General features: G+C 60.3%; 26 protein-coding genes. 10 read left to right on the forward strand and 16 right to left on the reverse strand.

The genetic code is table 11. From position 1 onward, the window contains the following. Positions 1-12 precede the first annotated feature (12 nt). Positions 13-696 carry a response regulator transcription factor gene (locus tag AB4Z52_RS05375; protein ID WP_442216871.1) on the reverse strand — a complete coding sequence of 228 codons (684 nt, stop codon included), beginning with the start codon at positions 694-696 and terminating at the stop codon, positions 13-15. A gap of 149 nt (positions 697-845) precedes the next feature. On the opposite strand from AB4Z52_RS05375, the gene AB4Z52_RS05380 reads away from it, so the two are divergent. From AB4Z52_RS05380 to AB4Z52_RS05390, 3 genes are all read left to right on the forward strand, one after another. Then, positions 846-1,394, forward strand: coding sequence for a L,D-transpeptidase family protein (locus tag AB4Z52_RS05380; RefSeq protein WP_442216872.1), 549 nt, complete (start codon positions 846-848; stop codon positions 1,392-1,394). A 124-nt stretch (positions 1,395-1,518) separates the two neighbouring features. Beyond that, positions 1,519-2,349, forward strand: coding sequence for an aldo/keto reductase (locus AB4Z52_RS05385; protein WP_442216873.1), 831 nt, complete (start codon positions 1,519-1,521; stop codon positions 2,347-2,349). A gap of 91 nt (positions 2,350-2,440) precedes the next feature. Further along, a complete protein-coding gene (locus tag AB4Z52_RS05390; RefSeq protein WP_442216874.1) occupies positions 2,441-2,980 on the forward strand; it encodes a DedA family protein in 540 nt (179 codons plus the stop codon). A 72-nt stretch (positions 2,981-3,052) separates the two neighbouring features. Here AB4Z52_RS05390 and leuC read toward each other — a convergent pair whose 3' ends face one another. The 10 genes from leuC to ffh all read right to left on the reverse strand — a co-directional run bounded on the left by leuC (position 3,053) and on the right by ffh (position 11,150). Beyond that, complete coding sequence (gene leuC / locus AB4Z52_RS05395; RefSeq protein ID WP_442216875.1) at positions 3,053-4,462, reverse strand: 3-isopropylmalate dehydratase large subunit; 1,410 nt, start codon at positions 4,460-4,462, stop codon at positions 3,053-3,055. A 71-nt stretch (positions 4,463-4,533) separates the two neighbouring features. Beyond that, complete coding sequence (locus AB4Z52_RS05400) at positions 4,534-4,656, reverse strand: hypothetical protein (RefSeq protein WP_442216876.1); 123 nt, start codon at positions 4,654-4,656, stop codon at positions 4,534-4,536. A gap of 67 nt (positions 4,657-4,723) precedes the next feature. Continuing rightward, a complete protein-coding gene (locus AB4Z52_RS05405) occupies positions 4,724-5,545 on the reverse strand; it encodes an amino acid ABC transporter permease (protein ID WP_442216877.1) in 822 nt (273 codons plus the stop codon). A 34-nt stretch (positions 5,546-5,579) separates the two neighbouring features. Further along, complete coding sequence (locus tag AB4Z52_RS05410; protein ID WP_442216878.1) at positions 5,580-6,377, reverse strand: transporter substrate-binding domain-containing protein; 798 nt, start codon at positions 6,375-6,377, stop codon at positions 5,580-5,582. Positions 6,378-6,575: 198 nt separating this feature from the next. After that, positions 6,576-7,139, reverse strand: a complete 564-nt coding sequence (gene rplS, locus AB4Z52_RS05415; protein WP_442216879.1) for a 50S ribosomal protein L19 — start codon at positions 7,137-7,139, stop codon at positions 6,576-6,578. Positions 7,140-7,372: 233 nt separating this feature from the next. Continuing rightward, positions 7,373-8,095 carry a tRNA (guanosine(37)-N1)-methyltransferase TrmD gene (gene trmD, locus AB4Z52_RS05420; protein WP_442216880.1) on the reverse strand — a complete coding sequence of 241 codons (723 nt, stop codon included), beginning with the start codon at positions 8,093-8,095 and terminating at the stop codon, positions 7,373-7,375. Positions 8,096-8,102: 7 nt separating this feature from the next. After that, a complete protein-coding gene (rimM, locus tag AB4Z52_RS05425; protein WP_442216881.1) occupies positions 8,103-8,675 on the reverse strand; it encodes a ribosome maturation factor RimM in 573 nt (190 codons plus the stop codon). A gap of 126 nt (positions 8,676-8,801) precedes the next feature. Beyond that, positions 8,802-9,176: a 30S ribosomal protein S16 gene (gene rpsP / locus AB4Z52_RS05430; protein ID WP_442216882.1), complete on the reverse strand. Its 375-nt coding sequence runs from the start codon at positions 9,174-9,176 to the stop codon at positions 8,802-8,804. A gap of 70 nt (positions 9,177-9,246) precedes the next feature. After that, positions 9,247-9,549 carry a chorismate mutase gene (locus tag AB4Z52_RS05435; RefSeq protein WP_442216883.1) on the reverse strand — a complete coding sequence of 101 codons (303 nt, stop codon included), beginning with the start codon at positions 9,547-9,549 and terminating at the stop codon, positions 9,247-9,249. A 17-nt stretch (positions 9,550-9,566) separates the two neighbouring features. Further along, a complete protein-coding gene (gene ffh / locus AB4Z52_RS05440; RefSeq protein ID WP_442216884.1) occupies positions 9,567-11,150 on the reverse strand; it encodes a signal recognition particle protein in 1,584 nt (527 codons plus the stop codon). Between the two features lie 326 nt (positions 11,151-11,476). On the opposite strand from ffh, the gene AB4Z52_RS05445 reads away from it, so the two are divergent. From AB4Z52_RS05445 to AB4Z52_RS05470, 6 genes are all read left to right on the forward strand, one after another. After that, the gene (locus AB4Z52_RS05445; RefSeq protein ID WP_442216885.1) at positions 11,477-12,517 is read left to right on the forward strand and encodes an MBL fold metallo-hydrolase; all 1,041 of its coding nucleotides are present in this window, start codon (positions 11,477-11,479) and stop codon (positions 12,515-12,517) included. A gap of 106 nt (positions 12,518-12,623) precedes the next feature. Continuing rightward, positions 12,624-13,529, forward strand: coding sequence for a diaminopimelate epimerase (dapF, locus tag AB4Z52_RS05450; RefSeq protein ID WP_442216886.1), 906 nt, complete (start codon positions 12,624-12,626; stop codon positions 13,527-13,529). Next, positions 13,526-14,800 carry a tRNA (N(6)-L-threonylcarbamoyladenosine(37)-C(2))-methylthiotransferase MtaB gene (mtaB, locus tag AB4Z52_RS05455; protein WP_442216887.1) on the forward strand — a complete coding sequence of 425 codons (1,275 nt, stop codon included), beginning with the start codon at positions 13,526-13,528 and terminating at the stop codon, positions 14,798-14,800. The genes dapF and mtaB overlap by 4 nt, the downstream gene beginning before the upstream one ends. 14 nt (positions 14,801-14,814) lie before the next feature. Then, positions 14,815-16,272: a signal recognition particle-docking protein FtsY gene (gene ftsY / locus AB4Z52_RS05460; protein WP_442216888.1), complete on the forward strand. Its 1,458-nt coding sequence runs from the start codon at positions 14,815-14,817 to the stop codon at positions 16,270-16,272. A gap of 104 nt (positions 16,273-16,376) precedes the next feature. Beyond that, positions 16,377-17,024, forward strand: coding sequence for a septation protein A (locus tag AB4Z52_RS05465; RefSeq protein WP_442216889.1), 648 nt, complete (start codon positions 16,377-16,379; stop codon positions 17,022-17,024). Continuing rightward, a complete protein-coding gene (locus AB4Z52_RS05470) occupies positions 17,021-17,617 on the forward strand; it encodes a DUF2585 domain-containing protein (protein ID WP_442216890.1) in 597 nt (198 codons plus the stop codon). Before AB4Z52_RS05465 ends, AB4Z52_RS05470 begins: the two co-directional genes overlap by 4 nt. Here the strand turns inward: AB4Z52_RS05470 and AB4Z52_RS05475 are convergent. The 5 genes from AB4Z52_RS05475 to ccmA form a co-directional block, all read right to left on the reverse strand. Continuing rightward, positions 17,606-18,217: a DsbE family thiol:disulfide interchange protein gene (locus AB4Z52_RS05475; RefSeq protein ID WP_442216891.1), complete on the reverse strand. Its 612-nt coding sequence runs from the start codon at positions 18,215-18,217 to the stop codon at positions 17,606-17,608. The two genes, AB4Z52_RS05470 and AB4Z52_RS05475, sit on opposite strands and share 12 nt — an antisense overlap. Further along, positions 18,214-18,387: a heme exporter protein CcmD gene (ccmD, locus tag AB4Z52_RS05480; protein WP_442216892.1), complete on the reverse strand. Its 174-nt coding sequence runs from the start codon at positions 18,385-18,387 to the stop codon at positions 18,214-18,216. Before ccmD ends, AB4Z52_RS05475 begins: the two co-directional genes overlap by 4 nt. A gap of 4 nt (positions 18,388-18,391) precedes the next feature. Then, entirely contained in the window at positions 18,392-19,153 is a 762-nt protein-coding gene (locus AB4Z52_RS05485) for a heme ABC transporter permease (RefSeq protein ID WP_442216893.1), read from the reverse strand. A 56-nt stretch (positions 19,154-19,209) separates the two neighbouring features. Then, complete coding sequence (gene ccmB / locus AB4Z52_RS05490; protein WP_442216894.1) at positions 19,210-19,869, reverse strand: heme exporter protein CcmB; 660 nt, start codon at positions 19,867-19,869, stop codon at positions 19,210-19,212. Between the two features lie 217 nt (positions 19,870-20,086). Beyond that, complete coding sequence (gene ccmA / locus AB4Z52_RS05495) at positions 20,087-20,734, reverse strand: heme ABC exporter ATP-binding protein CcmA (protein WP_442216895.1); 648 nt, start codon at positions 20,732-20,734, stop codon at positions 20,087-20,089. Between the two features lie 267 nt (positions 20,735-21,001). Between ccmA and acnA the strand changes: the two genes are divergently transcribed. Next, positions 21,002-23,692, forward strand: coding sequence for an aconitate hydratase AcnA (gene acnA / locus AB4Z52_RS05500; RefSeq protein WP_442216896.1), 2,691 nt, complete (start codon positions 21,002-21,004; stop codon positions 23,690-23,692). Positions 23,693-23,699 lie beyond the last annotated feature (7 nt).

Below are 23,699 nucleotides of genomic sequence, written 5' to 3' on the forward strand. Positions count from 1 at the left end.
CAGGTTCCTGCCTTACGGGATGATCTTGTAGCCGCCGTTTTCCGTCACCAGGATTTCGGCATTCGACGGATCGCGCTCGATCTTCTGGCGCAGGCGGTAGACATGGGTCTCAAGCGTGTGCGTCGTGACGCCGGAATTGTACCCCCAGACCTCTTCCAAAAGGATGTCGCGCGTGACCACCTTCTGGTCGGCGCGATAAAGGTAGCGGATGATTGCCGCTTCCTTCTCGGTCAATCGGATCTTCTGGCCGTCGTCTGTCGTCAGGAGCTTCTGGCTAGGCTTGAACAGATAGGGTCCAACGGTGAAGGTGGCATCCTCGCTCTGCTCGTGTTGGCGCAGCTGCGCGCGGATACGGGCAAGGAGCACGGCGAAGCGGAACGGCTTGGTGACATAGTCATTCGCGCCTGCTTCGAGGCCGAGGATCGTATCGGAATCGGTATCATGGCCGGTCAGCATGATGATCGGCGATTTGAAGCCGCCTTTGCGCAAAAGCTTCACCGCCTCGCGGCCATCCATGTCAGGAAGCCCGACATCCATGATCAGAAGATCCACAGGTGTTGCGCGGGCCGCCTGGATGCCTTTAGCGGCGTTGACTTCCTGCAGGACTGAGAACTCCTCATAAAGCGACAATTGTTCCACCAGCATTTCGCGGAGGTCGTTGTCATCGTCCACCAATAGGATGGTGCGTGCGGTCATGCGGATCTCGTCCTCGTGGTTCGATCTAGTAAAGTCCTACGCCAAATTGCGTTTTTGGCAAGCGAGACGACGGCCGCGGCTTGGTCCTCCCCTTGAAACTGCTATGATTTCAAATGAAATCACGCGCAAAGCAAAAACATGTGAGAAAGATGGAAAAAGCAAGGCAAGGGCGTCGTCAGACCCCGTCAACGATCCTTGTTCGTCCTGCGCCGCGCAATCAAAGCCGTGCGCTGGTGCAGTTTGGCGGTTTCACAGTACCCGCAGCGATCGGTCGGGCCGGGAGGAGCGCATCGAAGCGGGAGGGCGACGGCGCCACGCCGATCGCGGCGATGTCGCTGCTCTACGGCTTTGTCCGCGGAGACAAGCTGCAGCCTTTGCCGACGCCGCTTTCCATGCGGCGCATCGCGAAAGAGATGTCCTGGTGCGATCAGCCGGAAAATCCCAATTACAACAGGCTTGTAAAGCGGCCGATCAAGGCCAGCCATGAGGAGATGATGCGCGGCGACGGCCTCTATGACATCTGTCTCGTGCTCGACTGGAATATCACGTCGCGGCGCCGCAATCGCGGATCGGCAATCTTCTTTCATCTGATCAAGCCCGGTTATGAGCCGACCGCCGGATGTATCGCGGTTAGCCTTGAAAATATGCGGCGTCTGGTTCGATACATGCGGAAAGGGACGATCGTTCGCGTGTTGTAGCGGTGGCTCTCCTTGCTCGGAAAACTTTAATCCTCGTGCCTGCGACCTATATAGATGTCTCGGCCGTTCGTGCCGTTTGCGCTTTTCCCTGATCCACGATGCGTTAGTCATTCGGAGAGATATTGTGACCGATCAACTTTCAATCACCTTCAACGACGGAAATTCCGTCCCCCAGGTTGGGCTCGGCGTCTGGCGGACGCCTGAGAATATCGCGGCTCCAACCGTGCGCACAGCAATTGCGGCGGGCTACCGCCATGTCGATACCGCGGCGATCTATAACAACGAAGATGGCGTGGGGGAGGGCATTCGCACGTCGGGCGTCGAGCGCGAGCAGATTTTCCTCACCACCAAGCTCTGGAACGACGCGCAGGGCTTCGATCAGACATTGAGGGCGATGGAGGCGAGCCTGAAGCGGCTCGGCACCAATTATGTCGATCTTTACCTCATTCACTGGCCCGCGCCGAAGCGCGACCGTTATGTCGACAGCTGGAAGGCTTTCGTGCGGCTGAAGGAGGAGGGCAAGGCAAAGTCGATCGGCGTCTCCAACTTCGGCGCAGAGCAGCTGAAACGCATCATCGGCGAAACCGGCGTCACGCCCGTCCTCAATCAGGTCGAGCTGCATCCGGATTTTCAGCAACGCGCCCTGCGTGACATCCACGAGGAGCTGGGTATCAGAACCGAATCCTGGAGCCCGCTGGGCCAAGGCCATCTCCTGACCAATCCGGTCATCGGCGCGGTGTCTGCCAAGCACGGCCGCACGCCGGCGCAAGTCGTCATTCGGTGGCACATCGACAATGGGCTGATCGTCATCCCGAAATCGGTCACCCCAAGCCGGATCGAGGAGAACCTGAAGGTGTTCGACTTCAAGCTCGATGCCGACGATCTGGCTCGAATCGCCCGGCTTGATACGCCGAAGGGTCGCATCGGGCCCGATCCGATGACCGCAGCGTTCTAATCTGACAAGCCGATCCACTCTCTTCTGGTATCCAGGCCGAGAGTGGAGTATCGGCATCCGACTTCTCTCCGTTCAATATGAAAGCCATCGCTTGAGCTTCCTGCATGACGCCTGGTCGGCGATTGGCACCTACCTCCATCAATATGGATTGCTGACCCTCTTCATCATTATCTATTTCGAATCGCTCGGCGTGCCCTTGCCAGGCGAAAGTGCACTTGTCAGTGCGTCGCTGCTTGCATCGCGACAGGATCTTGCCATCGCCGACGTTTGCCTTGTGGTATGGGTCGCAGCTGTGCTCGGCGATTTCACCGGTTACCTGATCGGCCGTTTCGGCGGGCGCCCCATCCTCGAGCGCTATGGCTGGCTGGTGAAGCTGACGCCCGAACGGCTGCACAAATTGGAGGAGGTTTTTCGCGTGCGCGGTGCACTCATTGTCGTTACCGCGCGCTTCTTCGTCATTCTCCGGCAGTTGAACGGCCTGGTTGCCGGCTCGATGGACATGCCATGGTTTCGCTTCGTCATCGCCAATATGATCGGGGCGGCCTTATGGGTGGGCGCATGGGGTTTGGGTCCCTATTTCTTCGGAGACTTTGTCGGCCGCTGGTTCGGCGCGTTGCGCCAGATACTGTGAGGATGGGTTCGCAGAGATAGAAAAAGGCCGGACGAGCCGGCCTTTCTCTCTGAGAAATATTGCTGTGTCCGTTTACTTCCAGTCGCGAATATCGACGAAGTGGCCGGCGATCGCGGCAGCGGCGGCCATGGCCGGCGACACCAGATGGGTGCGGCCCTTGAACCCCTGGCGACCTTCGAAGTTGCGGTTCGAGGTCGAGGCACAGCGCTCGCCGGGCTTCAGGCGGTCGTCGTTCATCGCAAGGCACATGGAACAGCCGGGCTCGCGCCAGTCGAATCCCGCCGCCTTGAAGATCTTGTCGAGGCCTTCAGCTTCCGCCTGTTCCTTGACCAGGCCGGAGCCTGGAACGATCATCGCGTCAACCGTGGATGCCACGGTCTTGCCTTCGACGACCTTTGCGACTTCGCGCAGGTCCTCGATGCGGCCGTTCGTGCAGGAACCGATGAAGACGCGATCAAGCGTGATGTCGGTCATCTTCGTGCCCGGCTTCAGGCCCATGTAGTCGAGCGCGCGCCACTTGGATGTCCGCTTGTTCTCGTCCTGGATTTCGTCCGGATCGGGAACGATACCCTGAACGGAAATCACATCTTCCGGCGATGATCCCCAGGAGACGATCGGCGGCAGGGCGGCAGCGTCAAGGACGACAACGCGATCATAATGCGCGCCTTCGTCAGTCTGCAGCGTCTTCCAGTATTTGATCGCCTGCACAAGCTGCTCGCCCTTCGGGGCGCGGGGCTTGCCAGTGATGTATTCGAATGTCTTTTCATCCGGCGCGATAAGACCGGCGCGGGCGCCGCCCTCGATCGTCATGTTGCAGATCGTCATGCGGCCTTCCATTGACAGCGCACCGATCGCCTCGCCTGCGAACTCGATGACATGGCCGGTGCCGCCGGCAGTGCCAATCTCGCCGATGATGGCAAGGATGATGTCCTTGGCAGTCACGCCCGGCGGCAATTGGCCATCGACGCGGACCAGCATGTTCTTTGCCTTTTGCTGGATCAGCGTCTGGGTCGCCAGAACATGCTCGACTTCGGACGTGCCGATACCGTGGGCCAGAGCCCCGAAGGCGCCGTGGGTCGACGTATGGCTATCGCCGCAGACAATGGTCATGCCCGGAAGCGTGAAGCCCTGCTCGGGACCGACGATGTGGACGATGCCCTGGCGCTTGTCGCTTGCCGAATAGTATTCAACGCCGAACTCGGCGGCATTCGTGGCCAGCGCTTCGACCTGGATGCGGCTTTCCTCGTTCTTGATGCCGAGGTGGCGATCAGGCGAGGTCGGAACATTGTGGTCGACGACGGCAAGCGTCTTCTGTGGCGCGCGGACGCGGCGACCGGTCATGCGCAGACCTTCGAAGGCCTGCGGCGACGTCACCTCATGGACGAGGTGCCGATCGATATAGAGAAGACAGGTGCCATCTTCCTGGGTGTTGACGACGTGATCGTCCCAGATTTTATCGTAAAGGGTGCGGGGTGCGCTCATGGCTACAAATCCGTATTGGTATCATGGAAAAACAGGAGTTGGCGGAACCGGTCCGCCGGCCTCAGGCGAGATCAGCTAAGTCGGCTGTTGAGCGCGCCGGAAATCATCGCAAAGAAACGGGCCGGCAGGCGCTTATGGTCCTGCAGCACGAAAACCGGGACATACTGTCCGTTTTTCCCCATGATCCTTGTCATAAGCGACGCTCTTATCAATTTTTCACGCACTGGGCAATGACGACATTCGCACGCACCGGTGTCGGCTCTATCGCGCCGGCGCCTTGCGCATCCGTTTTTCAACCCCGCGCAGGAGAAGCGAGAGGCCGATCGTCAGGAGAAGATATATGTAGGTGACGATCGAGTAGGTTTCAAAGAAGCGGAACGAACCTGATGCGTAGACCTTGCCCATCTGCGTGATGTCGGCGACGCCGAGGACCGAAACCAGCGACGAATCCTTCACCATCGAGACGAAATCGTTGGAGAGCGGCGGAAAGATGACGCGGATCGCCTGCGGGAAGACGACCAGCCGGAAACGATGATAGCGTGAAAGTCCGAGTGCTTTTGCGGCCTCGATCTGCCCGTGGTCGACCGCCTGTATACCGGCGCGAAAGATCTCGGCGATGAAGGAGGCATATCCGACCGTCAGCGCGATGATGGCGCGCCACATCAGGGAGACTTCCCTCACCTGGAGCGGCTCCGCCCAGCCCGCGGACACGAGCGGCGCCGTCGCGAAATTGTAGAGCGTGACGATGGCCGGCGCACCGACGAAGGCAACGTAGAACAACAGCACAAGCATCGGGATGCCGCGGATCACCTCGATGTAGAAGCGCGAGATCTGGCGTAGCACTAGGCTGTCCGAAAGCCCAAGCAGCGCGATGGCGAGGCCCAGCAGCGTCGCCATGACGAAGGCGACGAGGGTCACGAAGACGGTGACAGAAACACCGTTGACGACCGTTAGGAAGACTTGTGCATAGATGTCGTTGACGACGATGACGACGGCAATGCCGATTGCCAATAGGACGAGGGCAACCAGCCACCAGGGATAGTCGCCCTTCGCGTCTGCGCCGCGAGATGGCTGCAATGTCATAAGCCGCGGCTTCCGATCTTTACGGAGGTCTGGCTCATTGGCCCATCTTGTAGTCGACGAACCATTTCTTGTTCAGCGCCTCAAGCGTGCCGTCCGCCTTTAATGCGGCGATTGTCGCGTTGACGGGAGCAACGAGATCCGAGCCCTTGGGGAAGATGAAGCCGAAATCCTCGACGCCAAGTGGGCCGCCGATCAGCTTCAATGCACCGCCCGATGCATCGACGTAGCCCTTGCCAGCGGTCCCATCGGTAAGGACGGTATCGACGTCGCCGGTCTTTAGTGCCTGCACGGTAGCGCCGAACGTCTCGAACAGTTTTATGCGCTGGTTCTGCTCGTTGCCGTCGAGCACCTCGTAGACGGCCGTGTAGAAGGGCGTGGTGCCAGGCTGGGCGCCAACGAGGCCATCCTTGAAGGCACCGAAAGTCTTCGCATCGGTGAAGCGCTTCTCGTCGCCACGCACCAGCATGAATTGCTGCGAGCGCATGTAGGGATCTGAGAAATCGACCTTCTGCTTGCGGTCTTCCTTGATGGTGATGCCGGTCATGCCAATATTGTATTGGCCATCCGATACCGCCTGGATCATCGCATCCCAGCTGGTGTTCTGGTACTCGACGTTGAAATTCAGCCGCTTGGCGATCTCGTTCATCGCGTCATATTCCCAGCCGATCGCTTTGCCCGATTTCGGGTCGACGAATTGCAGCGGCGGATAGGCATTTTCTGTAACGACGATGACCTTCTTGCCAGCAAGGTTCGGTAGATCTGCGGCGAAGGTTGCAAACGGCATCATGGCAAGGGCGGTCAGGCCCAGCAGAAACGAGCGGCGTAGCGACATGAAAATCTCCCCATATTAGCGCGAAAGGAAACTGTCATATTTGCCAAGGGGATGACAAGCCGGTTGGCATCGCGCAACTCATAAAATGAGGAACGTCGATCCAAAGCTCGGACAAAGCCGGAAAATCCTTTCCAGGCCAACTCGCCAACAAAAAAGGCGGCCTAAGAGCCGCCCTTTCGAAATTCAATTTGTCGAAGCTTATTCTGCTGCGGGTTCCGCGGCAGCGGCTGCTTCTTCTGCTGCCTTGGCAGCGGCTGCATCAGCGGCGGCCTTTGCTTCGGCGGCTTCAGCTGCTGCCTTCTCGGCTGCGAGAGCCTGAGCTGCTGCGACCTTCTCGGCTTCGAGACGTGCCTTTTCCTCGGCAAAAGCCTGGCGCTCGGCGTCGTTCAGCTTGCGGGCGCGGGTGCCGGTGTCTTCGACGATACGGGCAGACTTACCGCGACGGTCGCGCAGGTAATAGAGCTTGGCGCGACGGACCTTACCGCGGCGAACGACGTCGACGCTTTCGATCATCGGCGAATAGACCGGGAATACGCGCTCGACGCCTTCGCCGTAGGAGATCTTGCGAACCGTGAAGTTCTCATGGATGCCGCCGCCGGAGCGGGCGATGCAAACGCCTTCATAGGCCTGTACGCGGGTACGCGTGCCTTCGGTGACCTTCACGTTGACGCGAAGCGTGTCGCCCGGAGAAAATTCAGGAAGCTTGCGCTGAGCTTCGATCTTGGCGGCCTGTTCGGCTTCCAGCTGCTGGATGATGTTCATTGGTCTAACCTCTAGTTTTTCTGAAACAGCCAGAGCGCTCAGCCAATGATCCGTTGGTCGTTGCCTCGGGATTTTGTCCTTCCGGACGGGAGCGAATTCGCTATTCTTTGTTTGCTGGTCGACGGGTAATACCCATGTCCGCGTGGGCAGTTACACGAAACATCAGGGTTTGTCATCCCTTGTACGTCATTTTTATCGACGAGAATGCCGAAATTTGCGGCCTGTGGCGCTCTCTAGCGTGGCGGTTCGTCTTTTGGCGGGTCTGGAGCGGTGGCCGCCTTGTCCAACAGGTCGGGGCGGCGTTCCTTCGTCAGCCTCAGCGCCTCTTGCCGCTGCCATTTGGCAATGGCGCCGTGATTGCCCGAGGTCAGCACCGCGGGGATCTCGCGACCCTCCCATTCCTGCGGGCGGGTATAGTGCGGATGCTCGAGCAGGCCATCCTCAAAGCTCTCATGCAGGCCGGAGAGATCGTTGCCCATCACGCCGGGCAGGATCCGGACAATGGCGTCGATGAGCGTTAGCGCGGCTGGTTCACCCCCTGAGAGGATATAGTCGCCGATCGAGACTTCCTCGAGATGTCGGCCGTCGATAACGCGTTGGTCGACGCCTTCGAAGCGGCCGCAGACAATGACGACGCCTTCACCTTGCGCCAATTCGCGAACCCGCGCCTGCGTCAGCGGCCGGCCGCGCGGGCTCATCAACAAACGGGGACGGCTGTCGTTCTCGCAGGCATGGTCGATGGCACGGGCAAGCACGTCAGGCTTTAGAACCATGCCGGCACCGCCGCCAGCAGGTGTGTCGTCGACGGTTCGGTGGCGATCGGTGGCAAAATCGCGAATCTGCAAGGTGTCGAGCGACCATTGGCCACGCTCCATCGCCTTGCCCGCAAGCGATGCCCCGAGATGGCCGGGAAACATTTCGGGGTAAAGCGTGAGAACAGTCGCCCGGAAGCTCATCGCCGGATCAACCCTTCGACTTGCCCGACGGCTTCTGCGCCTTGCCGATCTGATCCTTGGGATCTTCGATCAGGCCGGCCGCGCGAGGGTCTATGAGGATCTTGCCGCGTTCAAGGTCGATTTCAAGAACAGCAGCCTCCGAAAAAGGAATGAGCACCGGGCGCTTGCCCGGACCTTTCAGCTCCAGTAGGTCGCCGGCGCCGAAATCGTAGACGCCGCTGACGACGCCATAGCCGGTCCCCGTATCGTCGACCGCTTCCAGACCTTCCAGGTCGGCATAGAAGAATTCATCCTCGTCCAGCTCATCGTCCGGCAGGTTGTCCCGGTCGACATAGAGTTCCAGTCCATTCAGCGCCTCGGCCGCCTCGCGATCGTTGATGCCGCGAAAGCGGACGATAACCACGTTTTTCGCCTGGCGGATTTCGAGAATCTCGAAACTGCGGCCGTCGAGGGTCTGGAGGTTGCCGTAGTCGCCGAGGGCCGAGGGGTCGGAAGTATAGGCACGGGCCCGCACTTCTCCACGCAGCCCCTGGGCGCCGCCGATCGTTGCCATCAGAACCGGATTTTCGAGCTTTGTCATGGCCTGGTCACTGGTTGGTTCAATATCATCCCTCTCATAGAGCAACATCCGGGGATGGCAAACAAAAAGCGGGCGGCATGTCGCCATGCCACCCGCTTCAAATCCGTTGACCGGAATTGGCCGGGATTATTCCGCAGATGCGGTTGCAGCTGCTTCAGCAGCGTCTGCAGCCTTCTGGGCGCGCTCGGCGATGCGTTCCTGGGCCTTCTTGCCTGGCTTTGCCTTTTCCGGGTTGGAGCGGGTTTCGCGCTTTGCAACGCCGGCTTCGTCGAGGAAGCGCAGGACGCGGTCCGTCGGCTGTGCGCCGTGGTCCATCCAGTGCTTGATGCGCTCGGCGTTGAGCTCGACGCGCTTTGCGTCGTCCTTGGCCAGCATCGGGTTCCAGGAGCCGAGCTTCTCGAGGAAGCGGCCGTCGCGGGGCGAACGGGCGTCGGCAACGACAACGTGGTAGTACGGGCGCTTCTTGGAACCACCGCGAGCAAGACGAATTTTCAGTGCCATTTTCTTTACTCCTTCAGACTTTTCATTGACCGCATTTCGTTGCGGCGTTGTTCATTTCAAACTGTCGAGATCACGCCTTGAAATCGGCGGCGATCTGTTCGTGGTGCCGGATCACTTCCTTGATGACGAAGTTCAGGAACTTTTCGGCGAAATCCGGATCCAGATTGGCGTCCTTTGCCAGAAGGCGCAGGCGTTCGATCTGGTATTCTTCGCGCGCCGGGTCAGCCGGCGGCAGGTCGAATTTGGCCTTCAGCTTGCCGACCTCTTTGGTGCAGCGAAAACGTTCGGCCAACATATGCACCAGGGCCGCGTCGATGTTGTCGATCGACTGGCGGTAGCCTGCAAGCTGGGTCTTGACGTCTGGATCAATCATGGGTCAGGCGATCCTCTTCACTTCTTCTTCGGCAATCCAGGAAGACCAGGCAAGCCTCCGCCAAGGCCGGGCAACTTGGCCCCGCCGCCCAGACCCGGCAGGCCGCCGCCGAAGTTCGGCATACCGCCCGGCTTGCCGAGACCGGCTGCTTCCGCCTGCTTCTGCAAGGCTTCCAACTGACGGGGATCAAGGTTCGACAGGTCGGGCATCCCGCCCATGCCGCCGCCCATTCCGCCCATGCCACCAAGACCCATCTTGCCGGCAAGGCCGCCCATCATCTGCTTCATCATGCCGCCTTTGCCCTTTCCGCCCATCGCCTTCATCATGTCGGCCATCTGACGGTGCATCTTCAAAAGCTTGTTGATGGCGGCAGCATCGGTGCCGGAGCCGGCGGCAATGCGCTTCTTGCGGGAATGCTTCAGGATGTCGGGGTTGGTGCGCTCGGCCTTGGTCATCGACTGGATGATGGCAATCTGCCGGCCGAAAAGCTTGTCGTCGAGGCCGGCGGCAGCCATCTTGTCCTTCATGCCGCCCATGCCGGGCATCATGCCCATGATGCCGCCCATGCCGCCCATCTTCTGCATCTGGCGCAGCTGGTCGGCAAGGTCGTTGAGGTCGAACTTGCCCTTGGCCATCTTGGCGGCCATGGCGGCGGCCTTTTCGGCATCAATGTTTTCAGCTGCCCGCTCGACGAGGGAGACGATGTCGCCCATGCCGAGAATACGGTCGGCGATGCGGCGCGGGTGGAACTCTTCGAGCTCGCCCATCTTTTCGCCGACGCCGATGAGCTTGATCGGCTTGCCGGTCACGGCGCGCATCGACAGGGCAGCACCGCCGCGGCCGTCACCGTCCATGCGGGTCAGAACTAGGCCGGTGATGCCGACGCGCTCGTCGAAATTGCGGGCGAGATTGACGGCGTCCTGACCGGTCAGGCTGTCGGCGACCAGCAGAATTTCGTGCGGATTGGACTTCTTTTTGATCTCCGCCATCTCAACCATGAGCGGCTCGTCGATATGCGTACGGCCGGCCGTGTCAAGGATGACGACGTCATGGCCGCCGAGCCTTGCCGCCTGGACGGCACGCGAGGCGATATCGGTCGGCGACTGGCCGGCGATGATCGGAAGAACGTCTATATTGCCCTGGACGCCGAGCTGACGGAGCTGTTCTTGGGCCGCCGGCCGACGCGTGTCGAGCGAGGCCATCAGGACCTTCTTGCGCTCGCGCGTCATCAGGCGGTGGGCGATCTTGGCAGAAGTCGTTGTCTTGCCCGAGCCCTGCAGGCCGACCATCATGATGACGACGGGCGCTGCCGCATGCAGATCGACGCCGACGCTCTCGGAGCCAAGCATCTCGATCAGCTCGTCATGGACGATCTTGACCACCATCTGCCCGGGCTTGATCGACTTCAGGACTTCTGCGCCGATGGCTTTTTCGCGAACGCGGTCGGTGAAGGAGCGCACAACGTCGAGCGCTACGTCGGCCTCGAGCAGCGCACGGCGAACCTCGCGCAGCGCTGCGGAAACATCGGCTTCCGACAAGGCGCCACGGCCGGTCAGTCCATTCAGAATGGAACTCAGACGGTCCTGGAGGTTTTCAAACATCAGCTCTTCCTTCGTCGCTTCAAATCTATCCGGGGATAGTCAGAAACGTTGTTCTTTTCCTTGACGAAAACAAGACGCAAAGCCAAAAAGCACCCGAGGGCGCAGCGCGCTGTCGGGTGTGGACCTCCGGGATCGTTTTATACCTTATTCAGGGTCCCGGTCGGCGGCTCGGAGGCTTGTGCTCGTCGCAGATGAGGCGCGATTAACAGGAAAGAGCGCTGAAAGTCAAGGCAGAGACGGCAAAACCGGCAAATGGCGCCACTGCCGGCTTTTAAACGGACGCGAGCTGCACCACTTAACTTTCGTCACACAGGCGACGAGGCAGCATGGCAGACAGTTCCATCCGCAAAGGCAAGCGCAATCCCTATTATCAAGGGCCGGTTTCCGATCATTTCGACGGCTCCCTCTTCTTCAATCCCGACGGTGTCGAACCGGGCAATCTCCGCGCGCTGCTCAAATGGCAGTTCGCCGGCGGTCGTTCGAAGTGGCCAAGCTCCATTGCTAGTTGCTCTGCGCCAGTAAGGCCCGATGTTCGCGTCGGGGATCAGGCTCTGAGGGTAACGATGATCGGCCATGCCTCATTGCTGGTCCAGGTCGCGGGGCTGAATATCTTGACCGATCCCGTCTGGTCCGAACGCGTCAGCCCTTTCAGTTTCATCGGTCCGAAGCGCGTCGTCCCGCCGGGGATACGTTTCGAGGACCTTCCGCCAATCGATCTCGTCCTTGTATCGCACAACCACTACGACCACCTCGATGTCGCGACGCTCAAGCGCTTGCACGAGGCTCATGCTCCACGGTTTGTTACGCCACTCGGCAACGACACGATCATCCATCGGGCGGTGCCGCAGGCCAATATTACCACGACGGACTGGGACGAGCGGATCGCCATCAGCAAGGAGGTGACGATCGACGCCGAGCCCTGCCATCACTGGTCGGCCCGCGGCATGGGCGATCGTCGGATGGCGCTCTGGGCCGCCTTCGTCATCTCGACGCCTGCGGGCAAGATCTATCATGTCGGCGACACCGGCTTTCACGATGGCATCAACTATAGGGCCGCAGCCGACAAGCACGGCAGCTTCCGCCTCGCGATCCTGCCTTTCGGCGCCTACGAGCCGCGATGGTTCATGAAGGGGCAGCACCAAAATCCTGAGGAAGCCGTGCAGGGTATGCAGCTGTGCAAGGCGGCTCATGCGGTCGGCCATCACTTCGGCACGTTCCAGTTGACGGACGAGGCGATCGACGATCCGGTTCGCCAGCTGGGCGACGCGCTGAAGCGACACTCGATCGGGCCTGAGCGGTTTCGGCCGTTGCATGCCGGCGAGGTATTTGATGTGCCGGCGGCCTCACCAGAGCGCGAGTTCGGCTGAGACAACGCTGATGCGCATCGCAGCTCACCACTGGTAATTCCAGCTCATTTCCGCCATATAGACCAGAAATGCCGAGAGCGTCGGCGTGTGACTGAGAATTGAGACGATGGCAGATACGGTCGAATTTGCGAGGATGAACGGGCTTGGCAACAAGATCCTGGTTGTCGACATGCGCGGCCGCAAGGATAAGGTCGCGCCAGCCGCTGCTGTTGCGCTCAACGCCGATCCGGCGACGCAATTCGACCAGATCATGGCGATCCATGATCCGAAGGCCGAGGGCACTGATGCCTTTATCGACATCCTGAATTCCGACGGCTCCACGGCGCAGGCCTGCGGCAACGGCACGCGTTGCGTCGTGCAGGCTCTTGCTGCCGAAAGCGGACGCAAGGCTTTCACATTCCAGACCATCGCCGGGATCCTCAACGCCGTCGAGCATGAGGACGGGACGATTTCGGTCGACATGGGCAAGCCTGTCTTTGAGTGGAACAAGATACCGCTTGCCGAGGAATTCCACGATACCAGCCGTATCGAGTTGCAGATCGGGCCGATCGACGGTCCAATCCTTCATTCGCCCGCCGTCGTTTCGATGGGCAATCCGCACGCGGTATTCTGGGTGGACAAGGATGTCATGTCCTATGACCTTGGCCGCTTCGGGCCGCTTCTCGAAAACCATCCGATGTTTCCCGAGCGCGCCAATATCTCGCTGGTTCAGGTGACATCGCCGACGTCGCTGCGCATGCGCACATGGGAACGCGGAGCGGGGCTGACGCTTGCCTGCGGCTCGGGTGCCTGTGCCGCTGCCGTCAGTGCTGCGCGAACGGGTCGCACCGGCCGCAAGGTCACCATCGAGGTGGCGACGGCAAAGCCACCCGGCAAGTTGCAGATCGAATGGCGCGAGCGCGACGACCACGTCGTCATGACCGGGCCTGCGGAATGGGAATGGTCCGGCACGGTCGATCCCGCAACGGGCGCCTTTTCACGCGACGCGGAGCCGGAGGCTCAGGCGCGGTGAGCGGCGTCGAGGTCATTACCTTCGGCTGCCGTCTCAATACCTACGAATCCGAAGTGATGCGGGCGCAGGCGGAAGAGGCCGGGCTTAACAATGCCGTCCTCGTCAATACCTGTGCCGTCACCGGCGAGGCCGTGCGTCAGGCACGCCAGGCGATACGCAGGGCACGGCGGGATAACCCGCACGCGCGCATCATCGTCTCCGGCTGCGCGGCCCAGACCGAGAAGCAGGTATTCGCCGAGATGCCCGAGGTCGATGTCGTTCTCGGCAACGAGGAGAAGCTCGCCGCCGCATCCTATCGCGCGCTTCCCGATTTTGGCGTGTCGGCCGAAGAAAAGCTGCGTGTCAACGACATCATGAGCGTTCGTCACACCGCGCCGCAGATGGTCAAGCATATCGACGGCCATGTCCGCGCGTTCATCCAGGTACAGAACGGGTGCGACCATCGCTGTACATTCTGCATCATTCCCTATGGTCGGGGCAATTCGCGCTCCGTGCCGATGGGCGCCGTCGTGGAGCAGGCGCGCAAACTTGTTGCCGGCGGCTATGTCGAGATCGTGCTGACGGGCGTCGATGCCACCAGCTACGGCGCGGACCTGCCAGGCGAGCCGACCCTGGGGTTGTTGGCGAAGACATTGCTCAAGCAGATACCCGAAATCCGCCGGTTGCGGTTGTCCTCTATCGACAGCATCGAGGCGGATCGGCATCTGCTCGACTTGATCGCCGACGAGCCGCGTTTCATGCCGCATCTTCATCTGTCGCTGCAGCACGGCAACGACATGATCCTGAAGCGGATGAAGCGGCGCCATTTGCGCAGCGACGCCATCCGCTTTTGTCAGGACATAAGACGATTGCGGCCGGAGATGAGCTTCGGGGCCGACATGATCGCCGGCTTCCCGACAGAGACGGAGGAAATGTTCGCCAATGCCGCAAGCATGGCCGAGGAATGCGATATCGCATTCCTCCATGTCTTCCCATATAGCCCGCGGCCGGGAACACCTGCGGCGCGCATGCCCCAGCTCGATCGAGCGCTGATCAAGGAACGAGCGGCAAGGCTGCGATCCACTGGACAGCGGTTGCATCGGACCCATCTGGACAGGATGATCGGCACGACGCAATGGCTGCTTGTCGAAAACAACGGTATGGCGCATACGGAGAACTTCACGCTTGTCGCAGCGCCGGGCCTTAGGCCGCGCGACCTTGTGTCGGTGACCATCACCAGCCACAATGGCAAGCATCTCGACATGCAACTTATTGCGGCCGATGCGGCCTGACTGACGGAATTTTCATGGCGCTGGGTTTCATCAAGAAAGTCTTCACCTTCGGCCGAGACAAGCCGGCAGAAGGACAGGCACCGACCCCGAATGCTGTGACCGATATTAAGGAAGCGGCTGACGGACTGATTGCCGATGTTGATGTGGACGCCGCCGCGCAAAGCGAGACGCCCCCGATCCTTCCCGATGTTGGCGAATTAAGCGAGCTCGGCCTGACGCCATTGTCGCTTCTTGAGGCGGAAGTGCTGGCGGATGAAACAGAGGACGCCGCGATACCCCCCTTTGTCCCTGTGGGACATCTCCCCTACGATCGGAAAGATTGGCCGGGGGGTGACGTCGCTCCGGAGGCAATCGCCGAAAGGCTGGCTAATCCGGCGGATCAGACAATTGCGGTTCCAGAGGCTGCCCAAGATCCAATCTCTCCCCTTGTGGGGGAGGTGTCGGTGCAGCCGACAGAGGGGGGCGATCTTGCTCCAAAGCCAGACACACCTATCCTCCCAAAGGGCTTCGCCACCGGCCCCGTAATTGTCGAGCCTATAGCGCAGGCACCGAAAACAACCTGGTTCCAGCGCCTGCGCGCCGGTCTGTTGCGGACCTCGTCGCAGCTGACCGGCCAGATCGCAGCTCTCTTTACCAAGCGCAAGCTCGACGACCAGACGCTGCAGGACCTTGAGGATTTGCTGATCCAGGCGGATCTCGGGGTCGAAACGGCGATGCGCGTGACCGATGCGCTCTCCTCCGAGCGCTACGGCAAGGATGTCACCGGCGAGGATGTCAGCCGGATCATGGCGGCCGAAATCGCCAAGGTACTAAAGCCGGTGGCTAAGCCGCTGCAGCTCGATCTGTCGCACAAGCCTCATGTCATCCTCGTCGTCGGCGTCAACGGCACCGGCAAGACAACGACGATCGGCAAGCTCGCGGCGAAGCTGTCTGGCGCCGGACTGAAAGTCATGATCGCTGCCGGCGATACTTTCCGAGCCGCCGCGATCGAGCAGTTGAAGATCTGGGCGGACCGGACGAAATCGGAATTCGTTGGTACCAAGATCGGTGCGGATGCCGCGGGCCTTGCCTTCGACGCCTTTCAGAAGGCTAGGGAAAGCAAGAGCGACGTGCTGATTATCGACACGGCCGGCCGGCTGCAGAACAAGACCGAACTGATGGCGGAGCTCGAGAAAATCGTCCGAGTTCTCGGCAAGCTCGATCCGGAGGCGCCGCACACGGTTCTGCAGACGCTGGACGCGACCACCGGGCAGAATGCGCTTAACCAGGTCGAGATTTTCCGCAATATTGCCGGCGTCACCGGATTGATCATGACCAAGCTTGACGGCACCGCGCGCGGCGGAATTCTTGTCGCCATCTCTGCCAAGCACAAATTGCCCGTCTATTTCATCGGCGTCGGCGAGGGTGTCGACGATCTCGAACCCTTCGAGGCCGAGGATTTCGCCCATGCAATCGCCGGTCTTGGTCAATGACAGGGGATAGACGGATGACGAAACGCACAAAGCGCCATAGATATGCCACTGACGCCTATCAATGGCGGACCGAAATCTAGAAAGCTCGAAGGTTTGGACCAGCGATGACGACCAGCGAAAGCGATATTACCCCGAGTGCCGCCGACCGGCAGCATCCCATGCTGAAGCTGGCGCTCGAGATCGGCCCGCTGATGGTCTTCTTTTTCGGGAACCTGCGCGGGCCATGGCTCGTGCAGCAGTTTCCAGCGCTGGCAAGCCTCGGCGGTCCGCTGTTCGTGGCGACGGCGCTGTTCATGGCGGCAACCGTCCTTTCCCTCGTGGTATCGAAGTTCGTGCTCGGCCACTTGCCGATCATGCCCTTTATCTCGGGCCTAGTCGTGCTGGTCTTCGGGTCGCTCTCGATCTATCTGCAGGATGAGACTTTCATCAAGATGAAGCCGACGATCATCAACACGCTGTTCGGCGTTGCCCTCTTGGGTGGCCTTGCCTTCGGCAAATCCTTGCTTGGCTATGTTTTCAACGCGGCGTTCCAGCTCGATGAAGCCGGCTGGCGGAAGCTGACGATCCGCTGGGGTATCTTCTTCCTCTTCCTCGCAGTGCTCAACGAAGTCATCTGGCGGAATTTTTCCGACGATTTCTGGATCGCCTTCAAGGTCTGGGGAACGATGCCGATCACCATCCTGTTCACGCTGGCGCAGATGCCATTGATCATGAAACATACGGTGGCGCCCGCCGTGGAAACGGAGAAGTGACGGCGCTTCGACAGGAGATAAGCCGCAATCGCCATCTGAGCTTCTGGCTCGTTGCTTGCTTTGCGGTCCTGGTCGCCCAGATCGTCACCGAATATCTAATGGGCCGCACGCCGATCTGCACCTGCGGCTATGTCAAATTGTGGGAGGGTACCGTCAATTCGAGCGGCAACTCCCAGCACATCGCCGACTGGTACAGCCCATCGCACATCATTCACGGGTTCCTGTTCTTCGGGCTGACCCATCTGATCATGCGTGGCAAGCCGCTATCGATGCGCCTTTTCCTTGCCATGCTGATCGAATCCGGTTGGGAAATCCTCGAAAATTCACCATTGATCATCAACCGCTATCGAGCCGCGACGATCTCGCTCGATTACTACGGCGACAGCATCCTCAACTCCGCGATGGATGCTGTCTTCATGATCCTGGGTTTCCTGTTTGCCTCGCGGGCGCCGGTCATGCTCACCGTGGCAATCGCAATATTTTTCGAGATATTCACCGGCTGGATGATCCGCGACAATCTCACGCTCAACGTGCTGATGCTAATCTGGCCGGTCGAGGCCGTCAAAACCTGGCAGAGTGCCTTAGGAGGCTGATCCGGCCAGGGCCTTTTCCATGGCGGGATAAAGACCTTCCTTCAGGCTGAGATCGTCGAACGGGCCAACACGCTTGTAGAGTATGGTGCCGTCCGGACCGACGAGATAGGATTCCGGAATGCCGTAGACGCCCCAGTCGATGGCCGTTGCACCCTTCGGATCGATGCCGATGGCTTGAAACGGATTGCCGAGATCGCTTAGGAAGCGCAATGCGTTATCGGGCTGATCCTTGTAATTGATGGCGACGATATTGAGGCGCCCGTCCTTGGCAAGCTCCCGAAGGAGAGGGTGTTCCTGCCGGCAAGGAATGCACCAGGATGCAAAAACATTGACGAGGGTAAGCTTGCCCTTGATGGCGGCATCGCTCAGTGCCGGCACCTTGGATCCTTCAAGCGGCGGCAGCGCCAACGAGGGGGCCTTGGTGCCGATCAGGGCCGAGGGAATTGCCGAGACATCCTTGCCGTGAACGTCCTGCTCGTAAAGCATCTTTGCCGCAGTTCCGGCAATGCCCCCGAAGACCACCAGCGGCAACAGCGCCATCGCGTAGCGTCCAAGGCCGCGCGGCTTCGGCGCCTGGCGGTCGTCAGCACCTGATGTCATTTGGTGTCGCCCTCTGTCTTGTGCACCGAACGACGGTGAATGCCTGATGCTTCCAGAGTTGCGAGTTCCCGTTGGCGCAGGCGCCCGTCGATCCAGGTCCAGCCAGTGATCGCGATCACGATGATCGCGGCGAAGCCGTAGGATGAATAGACGTAAAATGCGTGCGACATCCGATTATTCCTCCCGGCTTGCCATGCGCGCTGCAAGCCGTCGTCGGGCCGCGATGCGGCGGCGCCAGATCTCGTTGCGGATCGCCATGGTATGCAGCGTGAAGAACAACAGGGTGAAGGCGAGCGCCATGGTAAAGAGCGGCCAGAGAAACTCGGAATCCACCGTCGGGCCATCGAGGCGGATGATGCTCTCGGACTGATGCAGCGTATTCCACCAGTCGACGGAAAACTTGATGATCGGGATATTGACGAAGCCGACAAGGATCAGCACTGCCGTCACGCGCGCGCCCTTCGACGGATCGTCGATGGCGCGGTTGAGCGCGATCAGGCCAAGATACATCAGGAAGAGGATAAAGACGGAGGTCAACCGCGCGTCCCAGACCCAGTAGGTGCCCCACATGGGCTTGCCCCACAGCGAACCCGTGACCAGCGCCAAAAGGGTAAACGCCGCACCGAGCGGTGCCGCTGCCTTGGCAGCGACGTCGGCAAGCGGATGCCGCCAGACAAGGGTGCCGATCGCTGAAATGCTCATGATCGTATAGCACATCATCGACAGCCAGGCCGCCGGCACATGGATGTACATGATGCGGACGGTATCGCCCTGCTGGTAATCGCCCTCGGTGGAAAAGGAAAGGTAAAGCCCGGCGGCGAAAAGGATCGCCGATATGGCTGCAAGCCACGGAATGATACGGGACGCCAGCGCCAGGAACCGGGTAGGGTTGGCAAGGTCCGAAAATCGGCTGATCGCGGGACTGAATTCGCTCATGTGCTCTCTTTAGCGTGATATCGGGACCATCGCAATTGACGGGCTGGCGGCTCCAATCAATCCGCCGTGTTGCCCAGTGCAAGTGCGGCCGCCACCGGGCCGAGCACCGCGAAGAAAAGCGTCAGCGCGATCTGAATGAGGAAGGGCGGCAGGAAGGGCTGCGGACCTTCGACGGCGGCATAGGTGGCGCTGACGCCGAAAATCAAAACCGGGATCGTCAGCGGCAGCACCAGGATCGATACCAGCAGCCCGCCGCGCGGCAGCGCCACGGCAGTGGCGGCACCGACCGCGCCGATGAAGGTGATGGCCGGCGAACCGACCAGCAAGGTCAGCATTGTCGCCCCGATCGCTGTCGCGTTCATGTTCATGAAAAGGCCGAGCAGTGGCGAGGCGATCACCAACGGCAAGCCGGTTGCCGTCCAGTGCGCCGCGCATTTGACAAACACCGTCAGCACAAGCGGCGTCTCCTGCATCACCAGAAGATCGAGCGAGCCATCGTCGCGTTCAGCTTGGAACAGCCGGTCGAGGCCAAGGAGGGCCGAAAGCAGCGCGCCGATCCAGACGATCGCCGGTCCGATGCGGGCGAGCAGCCTCAAGTCCGGGCCGACGCCGAAGGGAATGACTGTTACGACGGTCAGGAAGAACAACACCCCGATCAATGCCCCGCCACCGGCGCGCACGGCGAGTTTCAGATCGCGCAGGAAGAGGGCGATCATGCGGGCTGGCCTTTGCGTTTGCAGCCTTCGGGATGCAAGGCGCCCCTCACCCTAGCCCTTTGCCCGCTAGCGGGGAGAGGGGACGACGGCACCAGGGAATTGTTGCAACTTCCACTTTGGAGGATGAAGGCGCTACGGAACGTGCGGCATCCCCTTCTTCCTGCTCGTCGGGAGAAGGTGGCCGAAGGCCGGATGAGAGGTCGTGACAGGAACCAGATCATCCCCATACCCCTCCCACAACCCCGGCAAATCCCGTCATTTTCAACTCTTGCGCATCCCCCAGGCCAAGAGGCTGATGCGTCGCTGCAAGCACCAACCCGCCGTCCTTTTGATGTCTGGAGATCAACTCAGTAAGGACGCGCTCTGCAGCTGAATCCAGCGCGGCGGTCGGCTCGTCGAGGATCCAGACCGGGCGGTCGGCGACGAGAAATTTGGCAAAGGCCATGCGACGCTGTTGCCCGGCCGAGAGGTAGCCGAAGGGAAGGTGGATGATGCCGCCAAGGCCGACAGCATCAGCGGCATCCTCGATCGACAACCCCGACCCGCCTTCGTCGTCGCCGAGGAATTGCTTCCAGAAGGCGAGGTTCTCTGCAACCGTGAGTTCGTTCTTCATCGCGTTTCTGTGCCCAAGATAGTGGCTGACCTCGCCCGGGCGGCGATCCGCTCCACCCTTGTTGTCGATGAAGGTCACGCGTCCTTTTTCAGGGGCCAGAAGACCGGCGACCACGCGCAAAAGCGTCGACTTTCCAGCCCCGTTGGGTCCCGTCAAAATGAGGGCTTTTCCGGCTGTCAAGTTGAAGGAAATACTAACGAAAATCAGGTCTTCGCCACGCCTTGCGGCCAGGTTTTCGGCACTCAGATGCATGGATTCCGGCTTTCCCCGTTTCGCTGTCGCAGACGCAAAAAATTGTCCGATTTTGCCCTTGCCTGCTATGGCAAGTTTTTACGAAATTATCTATAAGACCTGCAACCACGCCAGCGGTCGGCGTGAACTTCATCTTGCGCCGAACATGCGGTTGTTTTTACGCAACTTCACGTGCGGACAGCGGAAATGGCCGTACCCGCATCCTGATGTGCATAAAGTGCATAGGCGTTCGCACGACTGTGTTGGCTATCAGAAACGGGGTCCCTCGTGGCTAAATCTCTTGACAGTTTCAAATGTCGTTCCACGCTCAGCGTGAACGGGAAGGACTATGTTTACTACAGCCTGCCCACGGCTGAAGCAAACGGCCTTTCCGGCGTATCCAGGCTTCCCTATTCGATGAAGGTGGTTTTGGAAAATCTGCTGCGCAACGAAGACGGCCGTTCGGTAACGAAGAAGGATATCGAGAACGTCGCCGCCTGGCTTATCGACAAGGGCACGGCTGAAAACGAAATTGCCTATCGTCCGGCGCGCGTGCTGATGCAGGATTTCACTGGCGTGCCTGCCGTGGTTGACCTTGCCGCCATGCGCGACGCGATGGTGTCGCTCGGCGGCGATCCGGAAAAGATCAATCCGCTGGTCCCCGTCGATCTCGTCATCGACCATTCCGTCATCGTCGACGAGTTCGGTACGCCGACGGCGCTTGCCCGCAACGTCGAGCTCGAATATGAGCGCAACGGCGAACGCTACCGCTTCCTGAAATGGGGCCAGCAGGCCTTCAAGAACTTCCGCGTCGTTCCTCCCGGCACGGGTATCTGTCACCAGGTCAATCTCGAATATCTCGGCCAGACCGTCTGGACCAAGGAAGAGGATGGCGAGACGATTGCCTATCCCGACACCTGCGTCGGCACGGACAGCCATACGACGATGATCAATGGTCTCGGTGTTCTCGGCTGGGGCGTCGGCGGCATCGAAGCCGAAGCGGCCATGCTCGGTCAGCCAGTCTCGATGCTTCTGCCTGAGGTCGTCGGCTTCAAGCTCACCGGCAAACTTAGGGAAGGCGTCACCGCAACCGACCTGGTGCTGATGGTCGTTCAGATGCTGCGCAAGAAGGGCGTCGTGTCGAAGTTCGTCGAGTTCTTCGGCGTCGGCCTCGACAATATGTCGCTTGCAGACCGCGCCACCATCGGCAACATGGGTCCGGAATACGGCGCGACCTGCGGCTTCTTCCCGGTTGATGGCGAAACCATCAACTATCTGACCATGTCCGGCCGCACGACCGACCGGATTGCCCTGGTCGAAGCCTATTCGAAGGCGCAGGGCATGTGGCGCGAGGGCGATGGCTCCGACCTGGTGTTTACCGACACGCTGGAGCTCGATCTTGGCGACGTTGTGCCAGCCATGGCCGGCCCGAAACGTCCGGAAGGTCGGGTCGCGCTGGAAAGCATCGCCGCCGGTTTCGCAGCCGCGCTCGAAGCCGACTACAAGAAGCCCGGGCAGCTCACCAACCGTTATGCCGTTGAAGGAACCGATTTCGATCTCGGTCACGGCGACGTAGCGATTGCTGCGATCACCTCCTGCACCAACACATCAAACCCTTCGGTCTTGATCGCTGCCGGCCTGCTTGCCCGCAACGCTGTCGCCAAGGGCCTGACATCCAAGCCTTGGGTCAAGACGTCGTTGGCACCTGGCTCCCAGGTCGTGGCGGAATATCTCGCGAAGTCCGGTCTGCAGACCGATCTTGACAAGATCGGCTTCAATCTGGTCGGCTTCGGCTGCACGACGTGCATCGGTAATTCCGGCCCGCTGCCCGCACCCATCTCCAAGACCATCAACGACAAGGGCTTGATTGCCGCCGGCGTACTCTCGGGCAACCGCAATTTCGAAGGCCGCGTGTCGCCCGATGTCCAGGCGAACTATCTCGCCTCGCCGCCGCTGGTGGTCGCCTACGCGTTGGCCGGTTCGGTGCAGATAGACCTGACGACAGAGCCGCTCGGTGAAGACCAAGACGGCAAGCCCGTGTTCCTCAAGGACATCTGGCCGACCTCGCATGAGATCCAGGAATTCATCCTGAAATACGTCACCCGCGAGCTCTACGAGACCAAGTACGCCGACGTCTTCAAGGGCGATGCCAACTGGCAGGCGGTCCAAGTTCCTCCGGGCCAGACCTATGCCTGGGACGACGACAGCACCTATGTGCAGAACCCTCCCTATTTTGTCGGCATGGGCAAGACCGGCGCGGGCATCTCGGATATCAAGGGCGCCCGCGTTCTTGGCCTCTTCGGCGACAAGATCACCACCGACCACATCTCGCCTGCCGGTTCGATCAAGGCAGCGTCGCCAGCCGGCGCCTATCTGCTCGATCACCATGTCGGCGTCGCGGACTTCAATCAGTACGGCACGCGCCGCGGCAATCATGAGGTCATGATGCGCGGCACCTTCGCCAATATCCGCATCCGCAACCATATGCTCGGCCCGAACGGCAAGGAAGGTGGCTACACCATCCACTACCCATCGAAGGAAGAGGAATCGATCTACGACGCGGCCATGCAATACAAGGCCGAAGGCGTTCCGCTCGTCATCTTCGCCGGTGTCGAATATGGCAACGGCTCCTCGCGCGACTGGGCGGCAAAGGGCACGAACCTGCTGGGCGTCAAGGCCGTCATCGCCCAATCCTTCGAGCGCATCCACCGTTCGAACCTGGTTGGCATGGGCGTCATCCCCTTCGTTTTCGAAGAGGGCACGACCTGGGCAAGCCTCGGTCTCAAGGGGGACGAGGTCGTCACGATCGAAGGCCTTGGGAACATCAAGCCGCGCGAAAGGAAGATCGCCAAGATCACCTATGGCGACGGCACGGTGAAGGACGTTCCGCTGATCAGCCGTGTCGATACGCTCGACGAGGTCATTTACCTCAATAATGGCGGCATCCTGCAGACGGTTCTGCGCGACCTCGCGGCCTGATCGTTCT

It is taken from the genome of Rhizobium sp. 2YAF20 (assembly GCF_052114685.1).
In the GTDB taxonomy this organism is placed as follows: Bacteria; Pseudomonadota; Alphaproteobacteria; order Rhizobiales; family Rhizobiaceae; genus Rhizobium.

Excerpts from the sequence above, each read along its gene's own strand:
- AB4Z52_RS05410 (WP_442216878.1), bottom strand. The coding sequence starts at position 6,377 with ATGTCGCTACGCCGCTCGTTTCTGCTGGGCCTGACCGCCCTTGCCATG.
- trmD (WP_442216880.1), bottom strand. The coding sequence starts at position 8,095 with ATGAGCTTCCGGGCGACTGTTCTCACGCTTTACCCCGAAATGTTTCCC.
- ffh (WP_442216884.1), bottom strand. The coding sequence starts at position 11,150 with ATGTTTGAAAACCTCCAGGACCGTCTGAGTTCCATTCTGAATGGACTG.
- ccmB (WP_442216894.1), bottom strand. The coding sequence starts at position 19,869 with ATGATCGCCCTCTTCCTGCGCGATCTGAAACTCGCCGTGCGCGCCGGT.
- AB4Z52_RS05435 (WP_442216883.1), bottom strand. The coding sequence starts at position 9,549 with ATGATTGATCCAGACGTCAAGACCCAGCTTGCAGGCTACCGCCAGTCG.
- AB4Z52_RS05445 (WP_442216885.1), top strand. The coding sequence starts at position 11,477 with ATGGCAGACAGTTCCATCCGCAAAGGCAAGCGCAATCCCTATTATCAA.
- AB4Z52_RS05400 (WP_442216876.1), bottom strand. The coding sequence starts at position 4,656 with ATGACAAGGATCATGGGGAAAAACGGACAGTATGTCCCGGTTTTCGTG.
- AB4Z52_RS05475 (WP_442216891.1), bottom strand. The coding sequence starts at position 18,217 with ATGACATCAGGTGCTGACGACCGCCAGGCGCCGAAGCCGCGCGGCCTT.
- rpsP (WP_442216882.1), bottom strand. The coding sequence starts at position 9,176 with ATGGCACTGAAAATTCGTCTTGCTCGCGGTGGTTCCAAGAAGCGCCCG.
- AB4Z52_RS05485 (WP_442216893.1), bottom strand. The coding sequence starts at position 19,153 with ATGAGCGAATTCAGTCCCGCGATCAGCCGATTTTCGGACCTTGCCAAC.
- AB4Z52_RS05375 (WP_442216871.1), bottom strand. The coding sequence starts at position 696 with ATGACCGCACGCACCATCCTATTGGTGGACGATGACAACGACCTCCGC.
- AB4Z52_RS05405 (WP_442216877.1), bottom strand. The coding sequence starts at position 5,545 with ATGACATTGCAGCCATCTCGCGGCGCAGACGCGAAGGGCGACTATCCC.
- ccmD (WP_442216892.1), bottom strand. The coding sequence starts at position 18,387 with ATGTCGCACGCATTTTACGTCTATTCATCCTACGGCTTCGCCGCGATC.
- rimM (WP_442216881.1), bottom strand. The coding sequence starts at position 8,675 with ATGACAAAGCTCGAAAATCCGGTTCTGATGGCAACGATCGGCGGCGCC.
- AB4Z52_RS05465 (WP_442216889.1), top strand. The coding sequence starts at position 16,377 with ATGACGACCAGCGAAAGCGATATTACCCCGAGTGCCGCCGACCGGCAG.
- AB4Z52_RS05380 (WP_442216872.1), top strand. The coding sequence starts at position 846 with ATGGAAAAAGCAAGGCAAGGGCGTCGTCAGACCCCGTCAACGATCCTT.
- ftsY (WP_442216888.1), top strand. The coding sequence starts at position 14,815 with ATGGCGCTGGGTTTCATCAAGAAAGTCTTCACCTTCGGCCGAGACAAG.
- rplS (WP_442216879.1), bottom strand. The coding sequence starts at position 7,139 with ATGAACATCATCCAGCAGCTGGAAGCCGAACAGGCCGCCAAGATCGAA.
- ccmA (WP_442216895.1), bottom strand. The coding sequence starts at position 20,734 with ATGCATCTGAGTGCCGAAAACCTGGCCGCAAGGCGTGGCGAAGACCTG.
- leuC (WP_442216875.1), bottom strand. The coding sequence starts at position 4,462 with ATGAGCGCACCCCGCACCCTTTACGATAAAATCTGGGACGATCACGTC.
- dapF (WP_442216886.1), top strand. The coding sequence starts at position 12,624 with ATGGCAGATACGGTCGAATTTGCGAGGATGAACGGGCTTGGCAACAAG.